The organism is Sneathiella sp. (assembly GCF_047631475.1).
In the GTDB taxonomy this organism is placed as follows: Bacteria; Pseudomonadota; Alphaproteobacteria; order Sneathiellales; family Sneathiellaceae; genus Sneathiella.
This window is the reverse complement of record NZ_JBLHZT010000024.1, coordinates 26,229-47,889: the sequence shown is the minus strand read 5'-3', so window position 1 is coordinate 47,889 and position 21,661 is coordinate 26,229. Positions and strand designations below refer to the sequence as shown.

18 protein-coding genes are annotated in these 21,661 nt (G+C 49.5%); 10 read left to right on the top strand and 8 right to left on the bottom strand.

The window, feature by feature from the left end:
- Window positions 1-17 precede the first annotated feature (17 nt).
- Window positions 18-803: an ABC transporter ATP-binding protein gene (locus ACJAYR_RS11220; RefSeq protein WP_415236686.1), complete on the bottom strand. Its 786-nt coding sequence runs from the start codon at window positions 801-803 to the stop codon at window positions 18-20.
- A gap of 150 nt (window positions 804-953) precedes the next feature.
- Between ACJAYR_RS11220 and cobA the strand changes: the two genes are divergently transcribed.
- On the top strand, window positions 954-1,742 hold the full coding sequence (gene cobA, locus ACJAYR_RS11215) for a uroporphyrinogen-III C-methyltransferase (protein ID WP_415236685.1): 789 nt from the start codon (window positions 954-956) through the stop codon (window positions 1,740-1,742).
- A gap of 7 nt (window positions 1,743-1,749) precedes the next feature.
- Here the strand turns inward: cobA and hrpB are convergent, their stop codons facing one another.
- Window positions 1,750-4,254 carry an ATP-dependent helicase HrpB gene (gene hrpB / locus ACJAYR_RS11210; protein ID WP_415236684.1) on the bottom strand — a complete coding sequence of 835 codons (2,505 nt, stop codon included), beginning with the start codon at window positions 4,252-4,254 and terminating at the stop codon, window positions 1,750-1,752.
- A 17-nt stretch (window positions 4,255-4,271) separates the two neighbouring features.
- On the bottom strand, window positions 4,272-6,380 hold the full coding sequence (locus ACJAYR_RS11205) for an efflux RND transporter permease subunit (RefSeq protein ID WP_415236683.1): 2,109 nt from the start codon (window positions 6,378-6,380) through the stop codon (window positions 4,272-4,274).
- A gap of 69 nt (window positions 6,381-6,449) precedes the next feature.
- On the opposite strand from ACJAYR_RS11205, the gene ACJAYR_RS11200 reads away from it, so the two are divergent.
- On the top strand, window positions 6,450-7,226 hold the full coding sequence (locus ACJAYR_RS11200; RefSeq protein WP_415236682.1) for a GNAT family N-acetyltransferase: 777 nt from the start codon (window positions 6,450-6,452) through the stop codon (window positions 7,224-7,226).
- On the opposite strand, the gene ACJAYR_RS11195 is transcribed toward ACJAYR_RS11200, so the two are convergent.
- From ACJAYR_RS11195 to ACJAYR_RS11175, 5 genes are read right to left on the bottom strand one after another with little or no spacing between them, the layout of a single operon-like run.
- The gene (locus ACJAYR_RS11195) at window positions 7,199-7,711 is read right to left on the bottom strand and encodes an ureidoglycolate lyase (protein WP_415236681.1); all 513 of its coding nucleotides are present in this window, start codon (window positions 7,709-7,711) and stop codon (window positions 7,199-7,201) included. The two genes, ACJAYR_RS11200 and ACJAYR_RS11195, sit on opposite strands and share 28 nt — an antisense overlap.
- 10 nt (window positions 7,712-7,721) lie before the next feature.
- Window positions 7,722-8,726, bottom strand: a complete 1,005-nt coding sequence (gene alc / locus ACJAYR_RS11190) for an allantoicase (RefSeq protein WP_415236680.1) — start codon at window positions 8,724-8,726, stop codon at window positions 7,722-7,724.
- A gap of 33 nt (window positions 8,727-8,759) precedes the next feature.
- On the bottom strand, window positions 8,760-9,272 hold the full coding sequence (uraD, locus tag ACJAYR_RS11185; protein ID WP_415236679.1) for a 2-oxo-4-hydroxy-4-carboxy-5-ureidoimidazoline decarboxylase: 513 nt from the start codon (window positions 9,270-9,272) through the stop codon (window positions 8,760-8,762).
- Between the two features lie 3 nt (window positions 9,273-9,275).
- Window positions 9,276-10,187, bottom strand: coding sequence for an allantoinase PuuE (gene puuE / locus ACJAYR_RS11180; protein ID WP_415236696.1), 912 nt, complete (start codon window positions 10,185-10,187; stop codon window positions 9,276-9,278).
- A gap of 23 nt (window positions 10,188-10,210) precedes the next feature.
- Window positions 10,211-10,942: a GntR family transcriptional regulator gene (locus tag ACJAYR_RS11175; RefSeq protein WP_415236678.1), complete on the bottom strand. Its 732-nt coding sequence runs from the start codon at window positions 10,940-10,942 to the stop codon at window positions 10,211-10,213.
- Window positions 10,943-11,255: 313 nt separating this feature from the next.
- Between ACJAYR_RS11175 and uraH the strand changes: the two genes are divergently transcribed.
- The 8 genes from uraH to ACJAYR_RS11135 all read left to right on the top strand — a co-directional run bounded on the left by uraH (window position 11,256) and on the right by ACJAYR_RS11135 (window position 21,633).
- Window positions 11,256-11,609 (top strand): hydroxyisourate hydrolase, encoded by a 354-nt coding sequence (gene uraH, locus ACJAYR_RS11170; protein WP_415236677.1) that lies wholly within the window; start codon window positions 11,256-11,258, stop codon window positions 11,607-11,609.
- Window positions 11,610-11,682: 73 nt separating this feature from the next.
- Window positions 11,683-13,035: a uracil-xanthine permease family protein gene (locus tag ACJAYR_RS11165; protein WP_415236676.1), complete on the top strand. Its 1,353-nt coding sequence runs from the start codon at window positions 11,683-11,685 to the stop codon at window positions 13,033-13,035.
- 109 nt (window positions 13,036-13,144) lie between these two features.
- Window positions 13,145-14,614, top strand: a complete 1,470-nt coding sequence (xdhA, locus tag ACJAYR_RS11160) for a xanthine dehydrogenase small subunit (protein WP_415236675.1) — start codon at window positions 13,145-13,147, stop codon at window positions 14,612-14,614.
- Window positions 14,607-16,958, top strand: a complete 2,352-nt coding sequence (gene xdhB / locus ACJAYR_RS11155) for a xanthine dehydrogenase molybdopterin binding subunit (protein ID WP_415236674.1) — start codon at window positions 14,607-14,609, stop codon at window positions 16,956-16,958. The genes xdhA and xdhB overlap by 8 nt, the downstream gene beginning before the upstream one ends.
- Window positions 16,955-18,007 (top strand): xanthine dehydrogenase accessory protein XdhC, encoded by a 1,053-nt coding sequence (gene xdhC / locus ACJAYR_RS11150; RefSeq protein ID WP_415236673.1) that lies wholly within the window; start codon window positions 16,955-16,957, stop codon window positions 18,005-18,007. The genes xdhB and xdhC overlap by 4 nt, the downstream gene beginning before the upstream one ends.
- An 80-nt stretch (window positions 18,008-18,087) precedes the next feature.
- Window positions 18,088-19,641, top strand: coding sequence for an ABC transporter ATP-binding protein (locus ACJAYR_RS11145; RefSeq protein ID WP_415236672.1), 1,554 nt, complete (start codon window positions 18,088-18,090; stop codon window positions 19,639-19,641).
- Window positions 19,634-20,707, top strand: coding sequence for an ABC transporter permease (locus tag ACJAYR_RS11140; protein ID WP_415236695.1), 1,074 nt, complete (start codon window positions 19,634-19,636; stop codon window positions 20,705-20,707). The genes ACJAYR_RS11145 and ACJAYR_RS11140 overlap by 8 nt, the downstream gene beginning before the upstream one ends.
- On the top strand, window positions 20,704-21,633 hold the full coding sequence (locus ACJAYR_RS11135) for an ABC transporter permease (RefSeq protein WP_415236671.1): 930 nt from the start codon (window positions 20,704-20,706) through the stop codon (window positions 21,631-21,633). Before ACJAYR_RS11140 ends, ACJAYR_RS11135 begins: the two co-directional genes overlap by 4 nt.
- Window positions 21,634-21,661 lie beyond the last annotated feature (28 nt).

The window sequence follows — 21,661 nt, the reverse complement described above, 5'->3', positions numbered from 1 at the left end:
CTAACGTGAGAAAAGCGTTAGAAGGAGAGAGACGCCACGGCCATTTTAATCGGCCCATCTTTTTTCTTATTCCAAAATTGCTCCACATACGCATTCCCGGTATCGGTGATTGTATTTCCCGGACCAGACCATACACAGCGTCCTTCATGCAGCATCGCAATATCATCTGACACTTTTGCCGCCGTGACCAGGTTACTGGTAACAACAATGGCAGTGCTACCCAGTTTACGGACATTCTCAATGATCAGGTCGTTGATCACATTGCTCATGATCGGGTCCAGCCCGGCGGTCGGCTCATCCAGAAACAAAATCGGCGGTTCACCCGCCAGCGCACGGGCAATCCCAACCCGTTTTTGCATTCCACCGGACAATTCAGAGGGGAAAAGATCCACAACATCCGCTGACAGGCCGACGGCTCTCAGCTTTTCAACCGCTATTTCGCGGACCTGTTCCCGACTGTTTCCTTTTTCCTGCAACAGACGAAAACCGATATTTTCCCATACCGGCAGACCATCGAACAAGCCTGACCGCTGAAACAGAATGCCAAACTGATGTAAAAAATCGTCTCGCTCTGCGCTATTGATGGACGGAGCTGTCGATCCTGCGATTTCGATTAATCCCGCATCAGGCTTTATCAAGCCAAGTATTGTTTTCAGCGTTAGCGTTTTACCACTGCCTGATGGCCCGATCAGAGTCAGAATTTTTCCGGTTTCGACAGAAAGGGATACATCTGCCAGAGCCTGCACTTTGCCAAACCGCTTCTGTAATCCTTCGACCCGTATTTTCATCTGTTTTTGAGGCATGTATTTCTCTCTTTAAACGCTGAGTTTGCAGGCTACAGGATCGCCTTATGGAAGAAAACACGATAAATGCACAACCAAACTGTTTTTTGATCTTCCTGTTTTATCGGAATGCTTATTGGCGAAGAAGAAAATGCAGTGTAAAAGAAATTTATGGACAAAATAATGAGCAAAATCCCCCCTTTTGAACCAGGCAGTGTCTGGTTGGTCGGGGCAGGACCGGGCGACCCTGGACTATTAACCCTCTACGCCATTGAAGGACTACGGCAAGCCGATGTCCTCGTTTACGATGCCCTTGTCAGCAAAGAAATCCTCTCGCTGACAGGTGAAGATTGTATTTTGGAATATGCGGGCAAACGGGGCGGAAAACCCTCGGCGAAACAAAATGATATCACAGAGCGCCTTGTCGCCCTTGCCAAAGAGGGCAAACGCGTGCTGCGCCTGAAGGGGGGCGATCCGTATATTTTCGGGCGGGGCGGTGAAGAAGCGCTGACGCTGGAAGCCAATAACATCCCCTTTCGCGTTATTCCTGCTGTCTCATCGGGCGTCGGCGGCCTTGCTTATGCAGGCATACCCCTCACGCATCGAAATACAAATTCCGCAGCGACCTTTTTAACCGGTCATGATGTGAACGGCGAAGTCCCAAGTGTCAATTGGGAGCATATTGCCAAAGGTTCCCCTGTAATTGTCGTTTATATGGGGATGAAACATATCCGCATTATTACAGAAAAACTGATCGGATTTGGACGGGACAAAGACGAGCCTGTCGCCATCATTGCAAATGCGACCCTTGCCAACCAGCAAGTCCTGAAAACAACACTTCAGAATGCTGGGGATGATGTGGAAACAAGCGGCATCCAGCCCCCGGCCTTGATCGTTGTTGGACATGTGGTCGATCTGTCAGACCGTCTCGGCTGGTTTGCCAAAGTAACGCAACCTTAACGCAGGGTTATTGTTTGCGGGGTTTGGCCTTTGCTGTCGGCTCTGCCTGCAAGGGATCATCTGGCCAGTAGTGTTTTGGATACTGCCCCTTCAGGTCTTTTTTGACGGCCGTGTAACTGGTTCTCCAAAAACCGGCCAGATCCTGTGTTATCTGCGCGGGCCGTCTGGCAGGGCTGAGCAAATGGATCGTCAATGGAACACGCCCCCCGCCGACAGGCTTAACGTCCGCCTGCCCGAACATTTCCTGCAAACGAACGGCGAGAACCGGCGTTTCCGGGTTGGCATAATCCAGCCGAATACGGGACCCAGTGGGAACTTCGATATGGGACGGCGCAAATTCATCCAACGCCTGTTGTGCGGACCAATCCAGTCTGGACTTCAAGATATCAGCCAATTTCAATTGCCCTAAATCCGCAAGCCTGCTTTTCCCTGCCAGATAAGGGGCAAGCCAGGTATCCAGATCTTCCAGCAAAGCCTGTTCCGAAAGGTCAGGCCAAAAATCGGGATCCTCTGCATGATATCGTGCAAAGGTGACCCGTTCGATAAACGATCGACTGGCCGCATCCCACGGCAGGTCCCGCATTTTACGCTCTCGGATAACCGCCAAAAACGTGCGCTCAACAGCTTCTGGATCCAGGGATCTGGCGCGCTCAGAAGATAAAACCAACGCCCCCAGCTTGCGCTCCCGCATCCCCAAAACCCTGTCTTTCAACGGATCCCAATAAATTCTCTCGGTGTCATGAATTGACCCTGAAAAATGCGCAATGATTTCAGAATATCGAATGGGCGCTGCCAAATATACTCGCGCATCCCTGCCTTTTCCGTCCAGATCAGCCACAACAAGATAAGGCTCCCTTTGCAATCTGTCCCCCGCGGGAAGATGAACACCCCGTCCGCCAGATAAATGATAATGAGCATCACTTTCTTTGCGAAGACTACCTATCCGATCAGGATAGGCAAAGGCAAGGACAAGCCCGGCATCTGAAACGGAACTGGCCTCCTTTCCAACCTTGAACCGTCTGCGCAGATCATCTGCGTTTCGTTTTACCGCATGAATATTGGGGATATTCTGGCTCCCCGTGCGGGACCGATTTAAAATTTCAAGTCTGGCGCGGATATCAGTATTTGGATTGTCCCGTCCGGTTTTCAAAATATCCCGTTCTGACAAAATTGCCGCGAGGTCACATGCAATGGCTTGCTTTCCGACCGCCTGAGCTTTTATCAGCATATGGGCCAATCTGGGATGAAGGGGCAAATTTACCATTTTTTCGCCCATGGGCGTAATGCGCCCCTGATCGTCCAATGCGTCAAGGGAGCCCAGCAAATCTCTCGCCTGCGCCATCAGTGCAGGCGGAGGTACCGTCATCCAATTCAGGTTTTCAGGTGTCGTCTCCCCCCATTTGGCCAGCTCCAGCGCCAAAGCAGATAAATCAGTAACCGCGATTTCTGGTTCGGAATGCGGTGATAGCCCCCGATCTTCTGCTTTTGTCCAAAACCGATAACACAAACCCGGGGCTTGCCGCCCTGCCCGCCCACGCCGCTGATCGGCTGATGCCCGCGAAATACGCTTTGTTTCCAGCCGGGTCATGCCACTACCCGGATGAAACCGCGGCATACGGGCCAGCCCCGCATCGACAACAATATGAACGCCGTCGATTGTCAGACTGGTTTCCGCAATATCCGTTGCGAAAACAATTTTTCGACGCCCATCCGGATCCGGAAACAGGGCTTTATCCTGATCTTTTTGAGACAGCGTGCCATAGAGTGGATACAGGGCAACCTTGTCCTTTCGTGCATAGTCCTGCAACAGGGCCATTGTCCTGTTAATTTCGCCTGCACCCGGCAGGAAAACCAGTATATCCCCTTGTTCAACTGCGCAGATTTCTTCAATTTTCCGAGCAAGCGCAGGTTCCAGACGTGTCTTGAGCGCCCTCTCCAGAAAGCGCGTTTCCACGGGATACGACCGCCCTTCGCTTTTGATAACCGGCGCATTCGACAATAAATGTGCGACCTGATCGGTATCAAGGGTTGCCGACATGATAACCAGCTTCAAATCTTCCCTCAGGACATCCTGACATTGCAACGCCAACGCCAAACCAAGGTCCGTTTGTAAATTCCGCTCATGAAATTCATCAAAAATAAGGACCCCCGTATCTGACAATTCCGGGTCTTGTTGTAGTTTTCGGGTCAGGATCCCTTCCGTAACCACTTCAATACGGGTTCGCTCACTTACCTTTGTATCCAACCGGATCCGATACCCTACTGTTTCCCCAACCGCCTCACCCAAAAGATCCGCCATCCGCCGCGCAGCGGCCCGTGCGGCCAGTCTGCGGGGCTCAAGCATTACTATTTTTTTATCCGTCAGTCCCAGCAACCAAAGCGGCACAGTTGTCGTCTTTCCTGCCCCGGGTGGGGCCTGCAATACGGCACTGTTCCTGTTTTTCAAAGCATCAACAAGGGAGGGAAGAACCTGTTCAACGGGCAATCCGATTTCTGGAATTTTATACGTCATACTCATTCTATATCAGGTCACTGCCGGACAAAAAACCGGGCAAACAGTGGAAACGCTGCCAAAGCAACAAAAACAGCCAATAATGAGCCACACACGACCATCAGACCAAACCGGACAGTAGGGGGAAAATCCGAGAAGGAAAAAATAAGAAATCCGATAGCGATAACCATGGCTGACGTAATAATTCCGGGGCCCTGCTCCTCGATCGCTTTCAACCAGACCGTCTGTTTTTCCATATCCGCCCCTTTTCGTTTAACTGCCATCGCCAAATGGATCAGCGCGTCAACAGCCAACCCGATCGTAACACTTATTGCAGGGGCAGAAATAATATCAACAGGGATGGAGAACTGACCTATTCCCCCCAGCAGAATAAAAGGGATCATGCTGGCCGCCCCTCCCATGACAAGGGCCATTGGGATCTGCCTTGTTACGATCCAACTGACCCCCACGAACAGCAAAAGCACTCCCAAGACACCACTAATCAAGCTCTCGTCTACCAGATCCGCCAGTTTCGCTTGCAGGAAATATACGCCCCCCGTCAGGTCTAACCGAAAGCCCGATTTTTCGACAGTCGATCGGATATCATTGATCACGGCCGTTCGAGGATTGTCGCGCCCCTGCTCCTTCATTCGAATAAGAAATAACGCCTGCTCACGGTCGTTGGTCAGGAAATTTTCAACAACACTTTGGTTCATATCCAGGGAAAGCAGTGTCACGATTTCCCGCCAGGGCAACAAGAACGCAAAAGGATGGTCGTTTGCCTCTGCCAACAATGCGGGAAGGGACAATACTGTTCCCACTTGAGAGTGTTGCGCCAGTTTCTTGTGAAGGGTCCATAACTTTTTATAGGCCGCCTCATTATCCAATGAGTTCGAAGACTTTAACGAAACAACAAGAAGCAGTGGACTACTTCCTCCATTTTCATCAATGCGCCTCAACCCCGTTTCAATATTTGAGTCTTTCTTGAAATAGGACAAAAGGCTGGGGTCTGTATTGAGTGTCCAAAGCCCGAAAAAAGAAAACCCCATGATAAACAATAAGAGCAATCCGCTAACCGCCTGAAACCCTGTCAGGCGACGTTCGGAAAGTTGAACACTTTGCTTGGGCTGTTTAATCTGTGCAAAGATCAGAAATGACGGAAAAATAAGATAGCAACAGGCGAGCGCGCAGAGAACTGCGACAATTCCCCCCGCCCCTAGTTGCCGTAACGGTTCCGCAGAAACGAACAACAATGTCAGAAAGCCCAGCAATGTGGTCAGCGCGCACCAGCAGGAGGGCCTAAATGTCTTACCCACGGCCTGACGCACGCGCCATTTTGCCGTTTGCTTTTTGTTTTCTCGCAACCAGTTGTTCGTAAGATAGATAATTTGGGACTGGACCAGAACATAAACAATGATCGACAGATTTGCCGTCAGAATACCAATCGGTTGCCCAAGCATCTGAAGGACAATCAGCGTCATGAAAATAGCACTCAGCCCGCTCACGCAAGAGCCCAGCGCAATCATTGCAGACCGGTAAAAGAAACCGATCAGCGTTATAAAAACAACAAGTGCAAGGCTGCTGAAAATCTTGACATCCCGCACCAGACTTTGCCGGATTTGTTCAGCGATATAAGGCATACCGGATAATCCGATCCGTGTCAGGTCCGGACTTTGCGCCGCTTCCTGACTGATCTCGTCAATTTTTCGCACCAGTAACGACTGCCCGTCCTTTTCTACAAAAACAAGGATCAGGCTGGCCGTTTCGTCCCGGTTGATTAACAAAGGACGCCAGAACGGGCTTTTACGGGCATCTTCCGCAGTAGCGGGTCCATTCGCTAGGCTAATCAGGCGGTTGGTTCCCGGCAGCATTGCCAGTTTTTCAGACAGGGACTTTATCTGACGGTAATAGGGTGCCGAATAAATGTTATGACCACCAACACTTAGTAAAAGAAATGCCTCCGACGGGAACAGTTCTCTTATTTTCTGGGCTTGCTGGGCGGCCGGGTCATTGCTGCCAAAGAAAAAATCTTCGGTTATTTTGGGCTTAAGATCGACCCATACAGAAAAAACAGCAAACAGCAGCAGGGCCACCAGAAAACTACCCCCCAGATAAAATTTTGATGATTTACCCCCGTCTGATATCATTTGGGTTCGCCCGCCTTGCCTTTATTAATCTCACTTCTTTTAATTAATAGCCTTCTGGTCAGAATGACAATGTCCCTTTCAGAAAAACAGGTCACAAAAATCAGGCAGCTTGAAGACCATTCCTTTAAAGCCGTTCCCGCTGAACAGGAAATCGACTTGGATGGCTGGCGCATCAGAATGTCAGGCGGGCATACCAAACGAATAAATTCTGTCAATTTTCTGACGCCCGGTCAAAGGCCGGCAGATGAAAAAATCAAAACAGTTGAAGCGTTGTTCCAGACTGCAAAAAAAGCCCCCTGTTTTCGAATGACGCCCCTGGCATCCCCTGAAAACCTGAAAGAGATTCTGCAAAATTCAGGATATTCTGAGATTGATCACACAGATGTTCGTCTGCTGGATCTGGCGTCCTTTCAAAGACAGGATGTCGGCGCCTCTCTTGAAACCAGCAACACCCTAACATCAGACTGGATGTCGGCCCATCTTGCAATAAAAGGGCTAAATGACAATCTCAGAGCGCCTCTTGCAGCGATGTATGAAAGGATCAATTTACCGACCGCCTATGTCAGCTGCCGTCTGAACAACAGGACTGTTTCTATCGGAATGGCCGTTTTTTCAGAGACCTATGTCGGCTTGTTTGATTTCATGACCGATCAAAACTATCAACGTAACGGATTGGCCCGGGACATTGCGGTATCGCTCCTAACGACCGCAAAGAAACGGTCGGTTAAGACCGCGTATCTACAGGTCGTCCGAGACAATATCGATGCACAAAAGTTCTGGCAGTCTGTCGGCTTCAACGACATTCTATATTCTTATTTTTACCAGATGAAATCGTCCACTGACTGACCAAGCGTGATATCATCTTGTTCTTCAAAGAACCACTCGTCGCAATTTTCACCATCCCCCCCCCGATCAACCACCAAAAAGTCACTTATTTCGTGCAGGGCCAGAACAGGATGATGCCAGGTTCCTGCGTGATAATTGATGCCTTGATCACGGTCTGCGTAAAAAGCCTGCAGATCGGCAGAATTAACGTCCTCCCCGGCCGGTGCGACAACCACAAGATACGGCAGGCCGCTCATGGGAACGAAGGCTTGACTGCCCAGCGGGTGCCTTTCAACCATCGTAATTTTTAACGGGTAGGTAAGCGGCGTTGCCCTGAAAATATTTATCAGGGCCCGACCACCGTTCAACAACTGCACCTTCGCCAGATCATGATAGCGTTCCGTAGATCCATTATTGATCAGGAAATGATCATTTTCACGCACACTGATGACGTCCCCGAAGGGCGCGAAGGCTTCTTTTGTCAAAGGCCGGATTTGAAGCGTCATAGTCGTCACCCTATTGCTCGATTTTTCCATAAAGACGCAGCCGGCTTATACCGCCATCAGGGATAATGTTAAGCCGCACATGTGTTATGGGACCAATATCCTGGACCTCATGTTCAAATTTATGAATAGCATCCATGGACAGTTTCTGTTCCGGCAAGAGGGTTTTCCAAAACATGCTTTGCGTAATGATTGACTGTTCCGTGCCGCCCTTCATATAAGCTGCCTGAAGGGTGCAGCCTTCCGGAAAGTTCCCTTTAAAATGAGCCGTATCGACTTCGATGGCGCTCACCGTGCCGGGATGGCCCAGCGCAATGATTGCCCAGTCGTTGCCCGGTTCGCGGCGACGGCGTGTTTCCCATCCGTCTCCCATATTCACCCCTCGGCCGGGCGCCAGAATATTCGTCGGCGAGCCATAATGTGAATTATTTGCGGCAATTCCCCGGCCGCCATTAACCAGCGCCGCAAGATCAACGATTTCGTTCGGATCGCGTGTTTCCCAATTGCAATTGATCTGTCCATAGACCCGAAGGCGCGCAACCCCGCCATCAGGATAAATATTAAGCCGCAAATGGCTCCATGTTTGCTCGCTTTCTACAGCCACAAGATGGTGGCTGTCCGCCCCAAGGGTTACAGAAGGTACAATCTCCTGCCAAACCGTTTCCCCATCAGGGTCCCCCTCGCAATAACAGCCGTCGATGGAGGCGGCGGGTGGAAAATTTCCGGTAAAATGACTTGTATCGATATTTACGCCATGAACAATGCCCGGCAACCCCAGTCGAATGATGCAATGATCATATCCTTCACCACGCTTTCTCCGACTTTCCCAGCCATCCATCCATTTTCCATGATCATCATATTTATCATCAATAAATACCGGCTCGGCAGGATCGATCAAACGCGCTTTATCCGCAAAAAAATCATCAGTCGCATATATGACCTCGGACCCTAAACGTGGCTGGGCGAGATCTGTATAACGGCTGACAAAACCAGCTTCTTCTGCAGTGAGTAACTTCATTTTATTTAACTCCGATAGCCCCTTGAAGGGTGCTTATAATTCCTGCAGGCGGAAGCCTGCGATTTTGTCAATTTCCTGCAATGCTGCATTAAATTCAGTTTGCGGATCATTCTTCAATCGCTCTTCAAAGCCCGCCAGAATTTCATGCCGATTGCTGTTCTTAACGGCTTTGATAAAAGGGAAGCCGAATTTGCTTTTATAGGCGTGGTTATACGCCTGAAATTGCTCAAACTCTTCGGCCGTACATTCGTTCAAGCCAGCGCTTTCCTGTTCAGATGTTGACGAATGTGTCAATTCCCCCTGAACAGCAGCTTTGCCCGCCAGATCAGGATGCGCCTTTATCAACGCCAGTTTCTCAGCATCCGTAGCCTCTGCCACAATTGCCGCCATCAACGTGGCCAGCGCCTCAACATGATCGAAATCCGATGTCTCTATCTTCGTCCAGGCACGTTCAGCAACCCAGGGAGAATGCTCATAAATACCGCCAAAGATGCCAACGAACGTCTCAACATCCATTTCACTGGGCCGATTTTTTAACGCTGTCATATATTATCCTTCAACAGGGTGATGTTCATGCCAATGCCGGGCAATATCAATGCGCCGGGCAAACCAGACATGCTCATGTGAACGCGCATATTCCAGAAAACGCTTCAAAGCCGCTATTCTGCCGGGTCGGCCAACCAGACGGCAATGCAATCCCACAGACATCATTTTCGGAGCATCAGCCCCTTCTTCATAAAGGGTATCGAAACTGTCTTTGAGATACGTAAAATACTGATCCCCGCTGTTAAAACCCTGCAACGCGGCAAATCGCATGTCGTTGACATCCAGTGTATAGGGAACAATCAGCTGATTTTTATCGCCCACCGTCGCCCAATATGGCAGGTCATCATCATAGGCGTCAGCATCATACAAAAAACCGCCTTCCTCGGCGACCAGCCTGCGCGTATTTGGACTTGTCCGGCCGGTATACCAGCCTAGGGGTCGCTGACCTGTCAGGGAAGTAATGATCTCGATAGCTTTGCGCATATGCTCCCGTTCCACGTCTTCGGGAACATATTGATAATTGATCCAACGATATCCGTGGCTACAAATTTCATGTCCGGCATCAACAAATGCTTTAGCCACAGCAGGATTTCGTTCCAAGGCCATAGCGACCGCAAAAATCGTCAGGGGGATATCGAATTTTTCGAACAGCCGAAGCAGCCGCCAAACCCCTGCCCGGCTACCATATTCATAGATGGATTCCATACTGATGTGCCGCACATCCGGCAACATATCGGCCCCGATGATTTCTGATAGAAACGCTTCGGAAGCATCATCGCCGTGCAGGATGTTATTCTCTCCACCTTCTTCGTAATTTAAAACGAATTGCACGGCGATCCGCGCCTTGTTCGGCCACTTCGGATCTGGTGTTTCAGCGCCATAGCCGATCATATCTCGTGGATAATCTGTGGTGATCGTCATTCTATCGTCCTGCCCTATCAATCTGCTGCGCTAGAAAAGATTTTGTAAAGATCGCTAACAGGATCAGCACCGTCCAGTTTTAACTGCTCTTCGCAGGCCTGAAGGTGATCATGCATCAGCTTAACGGCTTTTTCCTCGTCCTGATCACGAATGGCGGCGATGATATCGCCATGCTCATCGCAAGAACAACTTTGATTGCCTGCACGGCCAGTTTGATATTGAACCAATATCAACGAGGTACGTGAGACAAGTTCCCGAAGGTAATCCTGCAAGGGCTCGTTCTTTGCTATTTCGGCCAGGACGAGATGGAAATCACCAGAGAGAGCGACCCATTTACTATATTTACCCTGCTCAATACTGCCCGCCTCTTCAGCCAACATTTTTTCCAGACGCTTGATATCCGCTTCTGATCTGTTTCTGACAACCTTGCGGATAATACCCGCTTCGACAATTTTGCGAGCTTCCAATACATCGCGCGCTTCATCAGGGGACGGTTCAGACACGTAAGCGCCCCGATTTGGCAGAATTCGCACCACTTTTTCATAAGCAAGACGTTGAAGGACCTTGCGTATAACAGTTCGGCTAACACCAAAAATCTCGCCCAGAACATCCTCAGACAACTTCGTCCCCGGCGACAATCGTTGCTCCAGTATCGCAGACAGCATCTGATCATAGATATGCTCATCCTGCTGATTTTTCTTTGCTGGTTTTTGCCGTGTTGTGTCAACAGCGCGCAACATATCGCTCATTCGTCATCCCAACCAAGAAGGAAAATTCAATAACTTCAAAACAATATGTTCAAATATTGTATACAAAGCAAGCCCATATTGATCAACAAAAGAAGAAAAAAGGTCAGTAATCTCCGCAAATATTGATTATTTTTGCAGCAATTGCTCAAAATTTAGCACTCAGGCCGTTTTTCGAATAATAACCTCAATACAAAAACAACGAAAAATGTAGACAATTTTTTACTTCTCGGGCATGGTTTTCGAATTGGGGACTTTTTATCAACGTAAAAATCGCGAAATTCAGGCAAACTGGTAAGCGGTAACAAGGCATAGTATGGGAAAGCTAACAACACATATTCTGGATACCGCCGCAGGCATTCCAGGCAAAAATATTCAGATTGATCTGTATATTCTGAAAGAAGACAGTTGGGAGCTATTGAAAACTGTTACCTCTAATGAAGATGGTCGTTGTGACGGCCCACTTCTTGAAGGCACAGACCTTGTATGCGGCCAATATGAACTGGTTTTTCACGCTGGACAGTATTTTGACGCCTGCGATCAGGATCTGCCAGAACCAAAATTCCTCGATGAAATTGTCATAAGGTTTGGGGTGCCCGACGCAACAGAGCATTATCATGTTCCGTTACTTGTGTCCCCCTATAGCTATTCAACATATCGGGGAAGCTAACCCCGGAAAATAACCGACGAGAAAGCAAGGGAGAGATGCTTTCTCAGATAAAGCCTATAACAGGGGGCATATTATGAGTGAAATTTCACAATCTGGGAAAGCAGGGAGCTTCAACAGTGAAGGCCTGCGTGATCCCAATTATACACCACCATTGGGGACAGCGATCCCGCTTGGTATCCAACATGTACTGGCAATGTTTGCCGGTAATGTTACTGTTCCGATCATCATTGCCGGTGCGGCTGGCCTTGCCGGGGGCGACAAGGTTTTCCTGATTCAGGTTGCAATGCTGGTCGCCGGCCTTGCCACCCTTTTACAAACAGTTGGCGCAGGACCTATCGGTGCCCGCTTGCCAATTATGCAGGGAACCAGCTTTGCCTTTCTGCCTGTCATGATACCGATTGCGGCATCAGTAAAAGGAACAGACGCCCTGGCAATCATCTTCGGGGCAACGATCGTCGGCGGTATTTTCCACTTTTTCCTTGGCACCTTCATCGGTCGTTTTCGCGGTATCCTACCGCCACTTGTAACAGGCCTTGTTGTTGCGACAATCGGCCTGACTCTGCTCCCGATCGGTGTCGAGTATGTAGGCGGTGGTAAATTTGCAAAATTTGTTACCAAGGATTTTGGTGCTTGGTATCATCTTGTTCTTGGGTGTTCCGTTATTGTCATTATTCTGGGCGTGAAATTCATGACCAAAGGAATGACGTCCGCCTCTGCAATCCTGATTGGCCTTGTTGCTGGTTACCTGATGGCGATCCCAATGGACATGGTAAAGTTTAGTGGTATTTCAGATGCGGCCTGGTTCGCCTTTCCAGAACCTCTTAAATTTGGGTTGAAATTTGAAACTGCGGCCATTATCGGGATGTGCCTGATGGCCATCGTGTCGGCTATTGAAACAGTAGGCGATATTTCCGGGATCACGAAAGGCGGCGCTGGCCGGGAAGCAACGGACAAAGAAATCGCGGGTGGCACCATGGCTGACGGTCTTGGCACAGCAATCGGTGGTCTTTTTGGCTCCATGCCCAACACATCCTATAGTCAGAATGTGGGTGTCGTTTCCCTGACAGGCGTCATGAGCCGGCATGTTGTCACCATCGGCGCCATTTTCCTTCTCGTTGCCGCTTTTGTCCCTAAAGTTGGTGCCATCGTATCTGCAATGCCATATGCCGTCCTCGGAGGCGGTGCCGTGGTAATGTTTGGTATGATTGCCGGCGCAGGTATCAATCTGCTCAGTGACGTAAAAATGAACCGCCGTAACATGGTCATCATTGCGGTTTCTCTGAGCGTGGGCCTGGGCTTGAAAGCCGAGCCAGGTGTCGTTGGCATTTTCCCGGACTGGGCAAAAATGATGCTGACGTCTGGCTTATTTCCGGTCGCATTCCTGTCAATCTTGCTGAACTCGATCTTGCCGCAAGAAAAAGACTGATGTGAACTTACACTCTGGCTGCACTGAAAGTTCAGTGCAGCCTCTCTTATTTTAGTTATATTTTACATGCTGCTAGCCCTATATATAAAAGTATTCTTCGGAGGAACCAATGCGTCATAAAATCAGGTTCGTCCATAATGGACAGATTAGAGAGTTGGAAAATTGCGACCCAACACAATCAGTCTTGAATTTTTTACGATATGAAGATGCTCTTACAGGGACAAAAGAAGGCTGCGCCGAAGGCGATTGTGGTGCCTGCACTGTCGTCCTGGGAGATCTTCAAAAAGATGGATCCGTTCGCTATCAGGCCGTCAATGCGTGCATTCAGTTTATGCCGATGCTGGACGGCAAAGAACTTTTGACGATTGAGGATTTGAAATCACCCAATGGTGATCTTCATCCCGTACAAGACGCGATGGTAAAAAACAACGCAACTCAATGCGGTTTCTGCACCCCCGGATTTGTTATGTCGATCTTTGCGGAACGGCAAGGCCGGAACTCTAAAGATGCGGCGGACATCAATGATGTTCTGGCTGGCAACTTATGTCGCTGCACCGGATATGGCACGATCATTCAGGCGGCCAAAGACGCGGCTGACCATGCCGATACCCCATCATTTGATCCTATAAAAAGCCAAACAGCGGGTCATCTCCGAGAATTGAAGAATGACCCATCTCTTGGCTATCAGTGGCATGATCGCCGGTATTTTGCACCAAAAACCACGGAAGAGCTTACGGCATTGCTGGAGGATCATCCAAACGCCGTTCTTTTATCTGGCTCTACAGATGTTGGGCTATGGGTTAGCAAACTGCATAAAGAATTAAAAACAATCATTTATCTGGGCCAAATCGAAGAACTGCAACAGATAAAGCTTACCGAAACGGATCTTACGATTGGCGCGGGCGTTACTTATTCTGAGGCATGGCCAGTTTTATCCGAACATTTTGAAGATCTTGGCGAATTGGTGAGGCGCATAGCCTCCACGCAGATCCGCAATTCAGGCACCATTGGCGGTAACATTGCCAATGGCTCCCCAATTGGCGACATGCCGCCGGCCCTGATCGCGTTAAACGCGACATTGACGTTGCAAAGTGCAACGGGACGCCGGGAAATCGCGCTGGAAGATTTTTTTATTGAATATGGAAAGCAGGACCTTCGGGCAGGTGAATTCGTCGAAAAGGTCAGTATCCCTTTATCAACGAAAGAAAACCACTTCCGTAACTACAAGATATCAAAACGGTTTGATCAGGACATTTCCGCCGTTTGCGGCGCGTTTTACCTGTCTCTGAAAAGCGACACCGTTGAGGATGTTCGGATTTGTTACGGCGGAATGGCGGGCACGCCTTTACGGGCATCTCTGGCAGAGGCGGAACTGCGCGGAAAAGTGTGGAGCCAGGAAACTGTTCAGCAGGCTATGGCACTGATGACACAGGACTATCAACCAATGTCAGATATGCGGGCAAGTAGTGAGTATCGGATGATGGCTGCACAAAACCTGCTACAGAAGTTCTTTGTTGAAACGACAGCCCCCGAAATTCAAACAAGGCTTGTCGGCAAGGGAGGATTGAGCGATGCGTAATCCAACACCCAGCAAAACTGAAATTCGAGGCAAGGTTCACAAACCTCTTATCCATGACAGTGCGATAAAGCAGGTTTCTGGAGAAGCCGACTATATCGACGACATTTCAGAGCCGAAAGACCTGCTGCATTTATATGTTGCCCAAAGTGAAAAGGCCCATGCGGATCTGGTCGAACTGGATGTAACAGATGTCAAAGCAGCGGATGGCGTTGTCGCTGTTTTCACAGCAACAGACGTGCCCGGCATAAATGATGCGTCTCCTGTCCTGGGGGACGATCCGGTTTTTGCCGAAGATATTGTAGAATATGTCGGACAATCCCTGTTTGTGGTCGCTGCAGAAAGTATCGAACAGGCACGACGTGCGGCAAAACGGGCAAAAGTGGTCTATAACGAAAAACCCGCCATTTTGACCGTTGACCAAGCAATGCAAGCGGGCTCTTTTGTTCTTCCAACCCGCCAGTTAAAACGGGGTGCACCAGAACTGAAACGGGAACAAGCCGACCGCCGACTGTCAGGCCGCCTTGAGATCGGCGGACAGGACCACTTTTACCTTGAAGGGCATATCTCACTTGCAACCCCCCGTGAAGACGGCGATGTTCATATTCATTGCTCAACACAGCATCCAACAGAAGTACAGCATAACGTCGCAAAATTTCTGAATGTTCCGGATCATTCCGTTACTGTCGAAATCCGCCGAATGGGCGGTGGGTTTGGCGGCAAAGAAACCCAAGGGGCGTGGTTCGCAGCAATGGCGGCCCTTGTCGCCACTCGAACGGGACGCCCTGCCAAGCTGCGTCTTGATCGCGATGACGATATGATCATGACAGGTAAACGCCATGATTTTGTTGTGGACTATGATGTCTCCTTTAACACGGATGGTGTTGTTCAGGCCGTCGAGTTTGTCTTCGCCTCGCGGTGCGGGCGTTCGGCGGACCTTTCAGCTGCGATCAATGACCGGACAATTTTTCACGCGGATAATTGTTACTATTTCGAAGACATTTCGATTATTTCCCATCGATGCAAAACCCACACTGTCTCCAATACAGCCTTTCGTGGCTTTGGCGGCCCGCAAGGCATGGTTGCCGTTGAACGCATGATGGACGCAATCGCACATGATCTGGGCAAAGATCCACTTGAGGTTCGCAAGGCCAATCTTTATGGCAAAAACGAGCGAAACGTCACGCCCTACCACATGACGGTTGAAGACAATATTGCACCTGAAATTATTGCGGAACTTGCTGAAAAATCGAACTACTTGGCCCGACGGGATGAAATTCGGGAATTCAACAAAAATAGCCCCTATCTCAAAAAAGGCCTGTCCCTGACACCTGTAAAATTTGGGATTTCCTTTACAACCACCTTTTTAAATCAGGCTGGCGCGCTTCTGCATGTTTATACAGATGGCAGCGTAATGCTCAATCATGGCGGGACAGAAATGGGACAGGGCTTATTCGTAAAGGTCGCCCAAGTTGTCGCAGAAGAACTTCAAATTGATATTGAGCGCGTCAAGATAACGGCAACAACAACGGATAAAGTCCCAAACACGTCCGCGACCGCGGCCTCTTCGGGCTCTGACATGAACGGCAAGGCGGCCCAGGCGGCCGCACGGACGATCAAAGAAAGGCTGATCGAGTTTGCAGCCGAGCATTTTGAGGTGGCACAAAGCGCTATTCAGTTTATGCCCAATCGGATTTTGATTGGCGATAAAAAGACCCTGACCTTTGCCGAACTTGTTCAGTTGGCCTATCTAAACCGGGTCTCCCTGTCATCGACCGGATACTATCGCACGCCAAAAATTCATTATGATGCTGAAAATTATTCCGGCCGTCCTTTTTACTATTTTGCCTATGGTGCCGCGGTATCTGAAGCCGTTGTTGATATTCTAACCGGCGAAAACAAAATTACCCGTGTTGATATCATTCACGACACGGGTAAAAGCCTGAACCCGGCGGTCGATTTAGGCCAGATTGAAGGGGCTTTTATTCAAGGAATGGGGTGGCTTACGACGGAAGAGCTTTTCTTCGATGACAAGGGGAATCTGAAAACACACGCTCCGTCCACTTATAAGATTCCGGCCTGTAGTGATCGGCCTGATATATTCAACATGGCGTTATTCGAAAATGCTGAAAATGTTGAAGACAGTATTCACAAATCCAAAGCCGTGGGAGAGCCTCCGTTCATGCTGGCAATCTCTGCTTTTAATGCGCTAACAGAGGCTGTTTCCAGTGTGTCAAATTATGAACTATTCCCTGAACTGGATGCCCCAGCAACACCTGAACGGATACTGAAATCCGTTCGAGCAATGCAGATTGGCGTGACCTCGGACAGATCGGCTGCCGAATGATGAACTGGTCCGATATCCTCCGTTTTCACAAAAAGGCCGATGAACACTCTGTCTTGCTGACGGTGGCCGCGACACAAGGATCAATACCCCGTGAAACGGGCGCCTCCATGCTTGTGACCAATGCTAGTGTGCACGGCACAATCGGAGGCGGAGAACTCGAATATCGGGCCATTGCAAAAGCAAAAGAAGTGCTCTGTTCTGAAAAACCGATGGCCCAACTCCTGGACATGCCACTTGGACCTGAACTGGCGCAGTGTTGCGGCGGAACCGTGCGTCTTCTGTTGTCTCCTCTGCAGCGGTCAGATCAGATCTGGATGGAACCCCTTTGCCAGAATACGGATAATCAGGTTCTTGTAACCAGTTGGACGGATGGATCCCTGACACGCGATGTTGTTACCTACACGGCAGGCACAGAAATGACGCATGCCGCACTGATTGAACAGTGTTTGACCGAACACCGCAGTAAAATTGTTACCGCCGGCGATGAGGCCTTCACATTGATTGAACCCGCCTCTCCCTATCGGTTTCATCTAACCCTTTTTGGCGCCGGACATGTGGGCAAAGCAATTGTAAACGCTTTATCCCCCCTACCGTGTAAAATCGACTGGGTTGATGAACGGGCGGAGATGTTTACAAGCAACCTGCCGGCTAATGTCACTCCCATCGTCATCAATGATCCAAGCGCTGCTGTTTTGGAGATACCTAAAAACGGACATTGCCTTATCCTCACCCATAGTCACCAACAGGATCTTGAGATATGTGCCAAGGTCCTTAAACGAACAGATGTAGGATTTGTTGGGCTTATTGGATCGGATACGAAACGGGTAAAATTTGAACGGCGCTTGAAATTGCGCGGCATCGACGAAGCTGTCCTTTCGTCATTGGTCTGCCCGATTGGAATTTCTGGTTTGCATGGTAAAGCCCCCGCGGAAATTGCGATCTCGGTGTGTGCCGAATTACTGATCTATCAACAAAAAGCGGAAGACAAAAGTATCGGGGCCTCTTGCGAGAGGAAAACTTTGTTCGGATCAAAATCGAGAAAAGGTTAAAAACTCCGATTGAATATAGTAATGTCACGGTTCTGGCCGTATTGAAACTCGTCAGAGCCAAGAGCAGGGAGAATTAATAAATGGAAATGGGAGAGGCTGCGACACCGCGCCTTGAGCTACGGGGAATTACCAAGGCTTATCCGGGTGTTCTGGCGAACGACAACATCGACCTGAAAATTCTTCCTGGCGAAATTCATGCGCTTCTGGGTGAGAACGGTGCCGGAAAAAGCACGTTGGTGAAAATCATTTACGGTGTTCTGCGGGCCGATAGCGGCAGCATGCACTGGAACGGCCAACCCTTGGAAATTGCCAACCCTCATGCCGCCCGTAAAACCGGCATTGGGATGATTTTCCAGCACTTCTCGTTATTCGAGGCGATGACCGTTACCGAAAATATTGCACTCGGTATGCCCGGTCGGCAAAATATGGCGGAGCTCGCCAGACGCATTACCGAAATTTCTGAAAATTATGGCTTACCACTGCAACCTGACCGTCAGGTTCACACCTTGTCTGTCGGGGAAAAGCAGCGAATTGAAATTGTACGGTGCCTGCTGCAAAATCCAAAACTTCTGATCATGGATGAGCCGACATCGGTTTTAACACCGCAGGAAGCGGATAAAATGTTCGAGACCCTCCGCCGGCTTGCAGATGAAGGTGTCTCTATTCTCTATATCAGCCACAAACTGGACGAAATCAAAAACCTTTGTCACAAAGCGACAATTCTTCGTGGCGGTAAATATATTTCAGAGTGTGACCCGACAGTGGAGACTGCGAAATCCCTGGCGGAAATGATGATCGGGACAAACCTGACGGCGCCAAAGCACCTGGACGGCGAAACCAAAGGGCCGGTGCGACTGAAAGTGCGGAATATGTCACTGGACAGCACGGATCAGTTTGGTATTGACCTGAACCTTGTAAATTTTGAAGTACGGCGGGGTGAAATTCTTGGAATTGCGGGAGTTGCTGGTAATGGTCAGGTAGAGCTTCTGGAAGCGTTGAGCGGAGAAGCATTACTTGAAAATGCAAACGAAATCCTGCTTGAAGAGCAACCCATCGGAAAATTGGGACCAAACGAGCGCCGAAAACTCGGCATGGCGTTTGTTCCAGAAGATCGGCTAGGGCATGGGTCGGTCCCTGACATGAGTCTTGTCGACAATGCTTTCCTGAGTGCCTATGGCCAGAAAAAACTATTGAAAAACGGTTTGATTGAAAGCCGGAAAACAACAAACTTCGCTGAAGAGATTGTCTCCAAATTTGATGTTCGGACCGCTGGCGTTTCACATACTGCTGGTAGTCTATCAGGGGGAAACCTTCAAAAATTCATTGTTGGCCGTGAAATGCTGCAAGATCCCGGCCTGATCATTATTGCCCATCCGACATGGGGCGTTGATGCAGGCGCGGCGGCGTCTATCCATCAGGCTATGATTGATCTGGCTGAAAAAGGGGCGGCTGTTCTGGTGGTCAGTCAGGATCTGGATGAATTATTCGCCATCAGCAATCGAATTGCGGTGATCGCTGAAGGTCGACTGTCAGTGAGCCGTGGCATTAATGAAATCACCATTGAAGAGATCGGCCTCTTGATGGGTGGAACTCATGGCGCCGGATCAGGTAAGGAAACTGCTAGTGTTGCTTAAGATCGAAAAAAGGCCAGAACCCTCCCGTTCCATGATCTATGCAACACCGGTTCTCGCGTTGTTGCTAACGATTTTGACAGGGATTGCCTTGTTCACATTTTTGGGTGTTGATCCTCTGGAAGCACTCAAAAACTTCTTTATCGTGCCGATTAACAACCCTTACGGCTTTACCGAACTTCTGGTCAAGGCAACGCCCTTGGTGTTATGTGCCATTGGGCTTTCAGTCGGTTTCAGGGCCAATGTTTGGAACATCGGGGCTGAGGGTCAACTGACAATGGGGGCGATTGTCGGCGGGGGTGTTTTTATCTACCTGCATGATGTTGATAGTGTCTTTCTGTTACCATTGATGGTTATTTTTGGAATTATTGGCGGGGCACTCTGGGCGGCAATACCAGCCTTTCTAAAGACCCGATTTAATGCCAATGAAATATTGACAAGCCTTATGCTGGTTTATGTTGCCATCCTTGTTCTCAGTTTACTGGTTCATGGACCATGGCGCGACCCTGACGGCTTTAACTTCCCGGAATCGCGAACCTTTTCCGAAAGTGCCACCATGCCAATCCTTTGGGAAGGCACCAGGCTGCATTTTGGATCGATCATAGCCCTACTTGTGGTCTTCGGGACTTGGATCATGTTATCCAAAACATTGATCGGTTTTCAGATTAAGGTAATCGGGGCCGCCCCGAAAGCGGGTAGCTATGCCGGTTTCAGCCAGAAAAAAATTGTCTGGTTCTGCCTATTATTCGGTGGGGCCATGGCAGGCCTTGCTGGCGTGGCAGAAGTGTCTGGTCCAGTAGGCCAGCTTCTTCCGTCCATTTCGCCCGGCTATGGTTTCACCGCTATTATCGTCGCCTTTTTGGGTCGCCTGCATCCCATCGGTATTGTTTTCGCCGGATTATTAATGGCCCTTACCTATCTGGGCGGCGAAACGGCTCAGATTAATCTGGGGCTGCCCGTCGCAGTAACAGGTGTCTTTCAAGGTATGGTACTCTTTTATTTGCTGGCCTGTGATGTGCTGGTCAATTATCGCTTTCGCTTCGCACAGTTTGGAAAGGCCGCATCATGAACGGGTTTGAATGGATTGTTCCGGTCATCCTGACCGTTATTACTGCCGCAACACCACTTGTTTTTGCCGGTATTGGCGAATTGGTTACCGAAAAATCTGGCGTCCTCAATCTGGGTGTTGAAGGCATGATGGTGATCGGTGCTGTCGCCGGTTTTGTAACAGCGACCCTTACAGGCAATTATTTGCTGGCCATTCTTGCCGCGGCACTCGCCGGGTCTTTTATGGCTTTTCTTTTTGGCATCCTCACCCTTTCCCTGATGGCCAATCAAGTGGCAACGGGTTTGGCACTTACCCTGTTTGGTGTGGGCCTGAGCGCGCTTATCGGTCAGGATTTTGTGGGTGTCCCCGTTGAAAAACTGCCCCAACTTAATATTGAAGGTCTGAGTGATCTGCCCATTATTGGTGCTATTCTGTTCGGTCAGGACATACTGGTCTATTTCTCTTTTGTTATGGTCGGGGCCGTGAGCTGGTTTCTTTATAAGACTAAAGCGGGCCTGATCCTGCGGGCGGTAGGCGATTCTCATGATGCGGCGCATTCAATTGGCTATTCTGTCATCGGAATTCGTTATCTCGCGGTCATTTTCGGCGGGGCAATGTCCGGGATTGGCGGGGCCTATCTCTCACTTGCCTATACACCAATGTGGGCAGAAAACATGACAGCGGGGCGCGGCTGGATTGCCCTTGCCCTTATTGTGTTCGCCACCTGGAAGCCAGGTCTGGTTCTCGTCGGTGCCTATATGTTTGGTGGCATTACAATCCTGCAGCTGCATGCACAGGCAGCAGGGCTTGACTTACCTTCGCAAATATTATCCATGTTGCCATATCTGGCGACGGTAATTGTCCTTGTACTGATTTCCAAGGATGAATCACGTATTAGAAAACACGCTCCTGCTTGTATCGGAAAAATTTTCCATCCTGCAGCATAAAGAGCAAAACAAGTTTTGACAGAGGAGA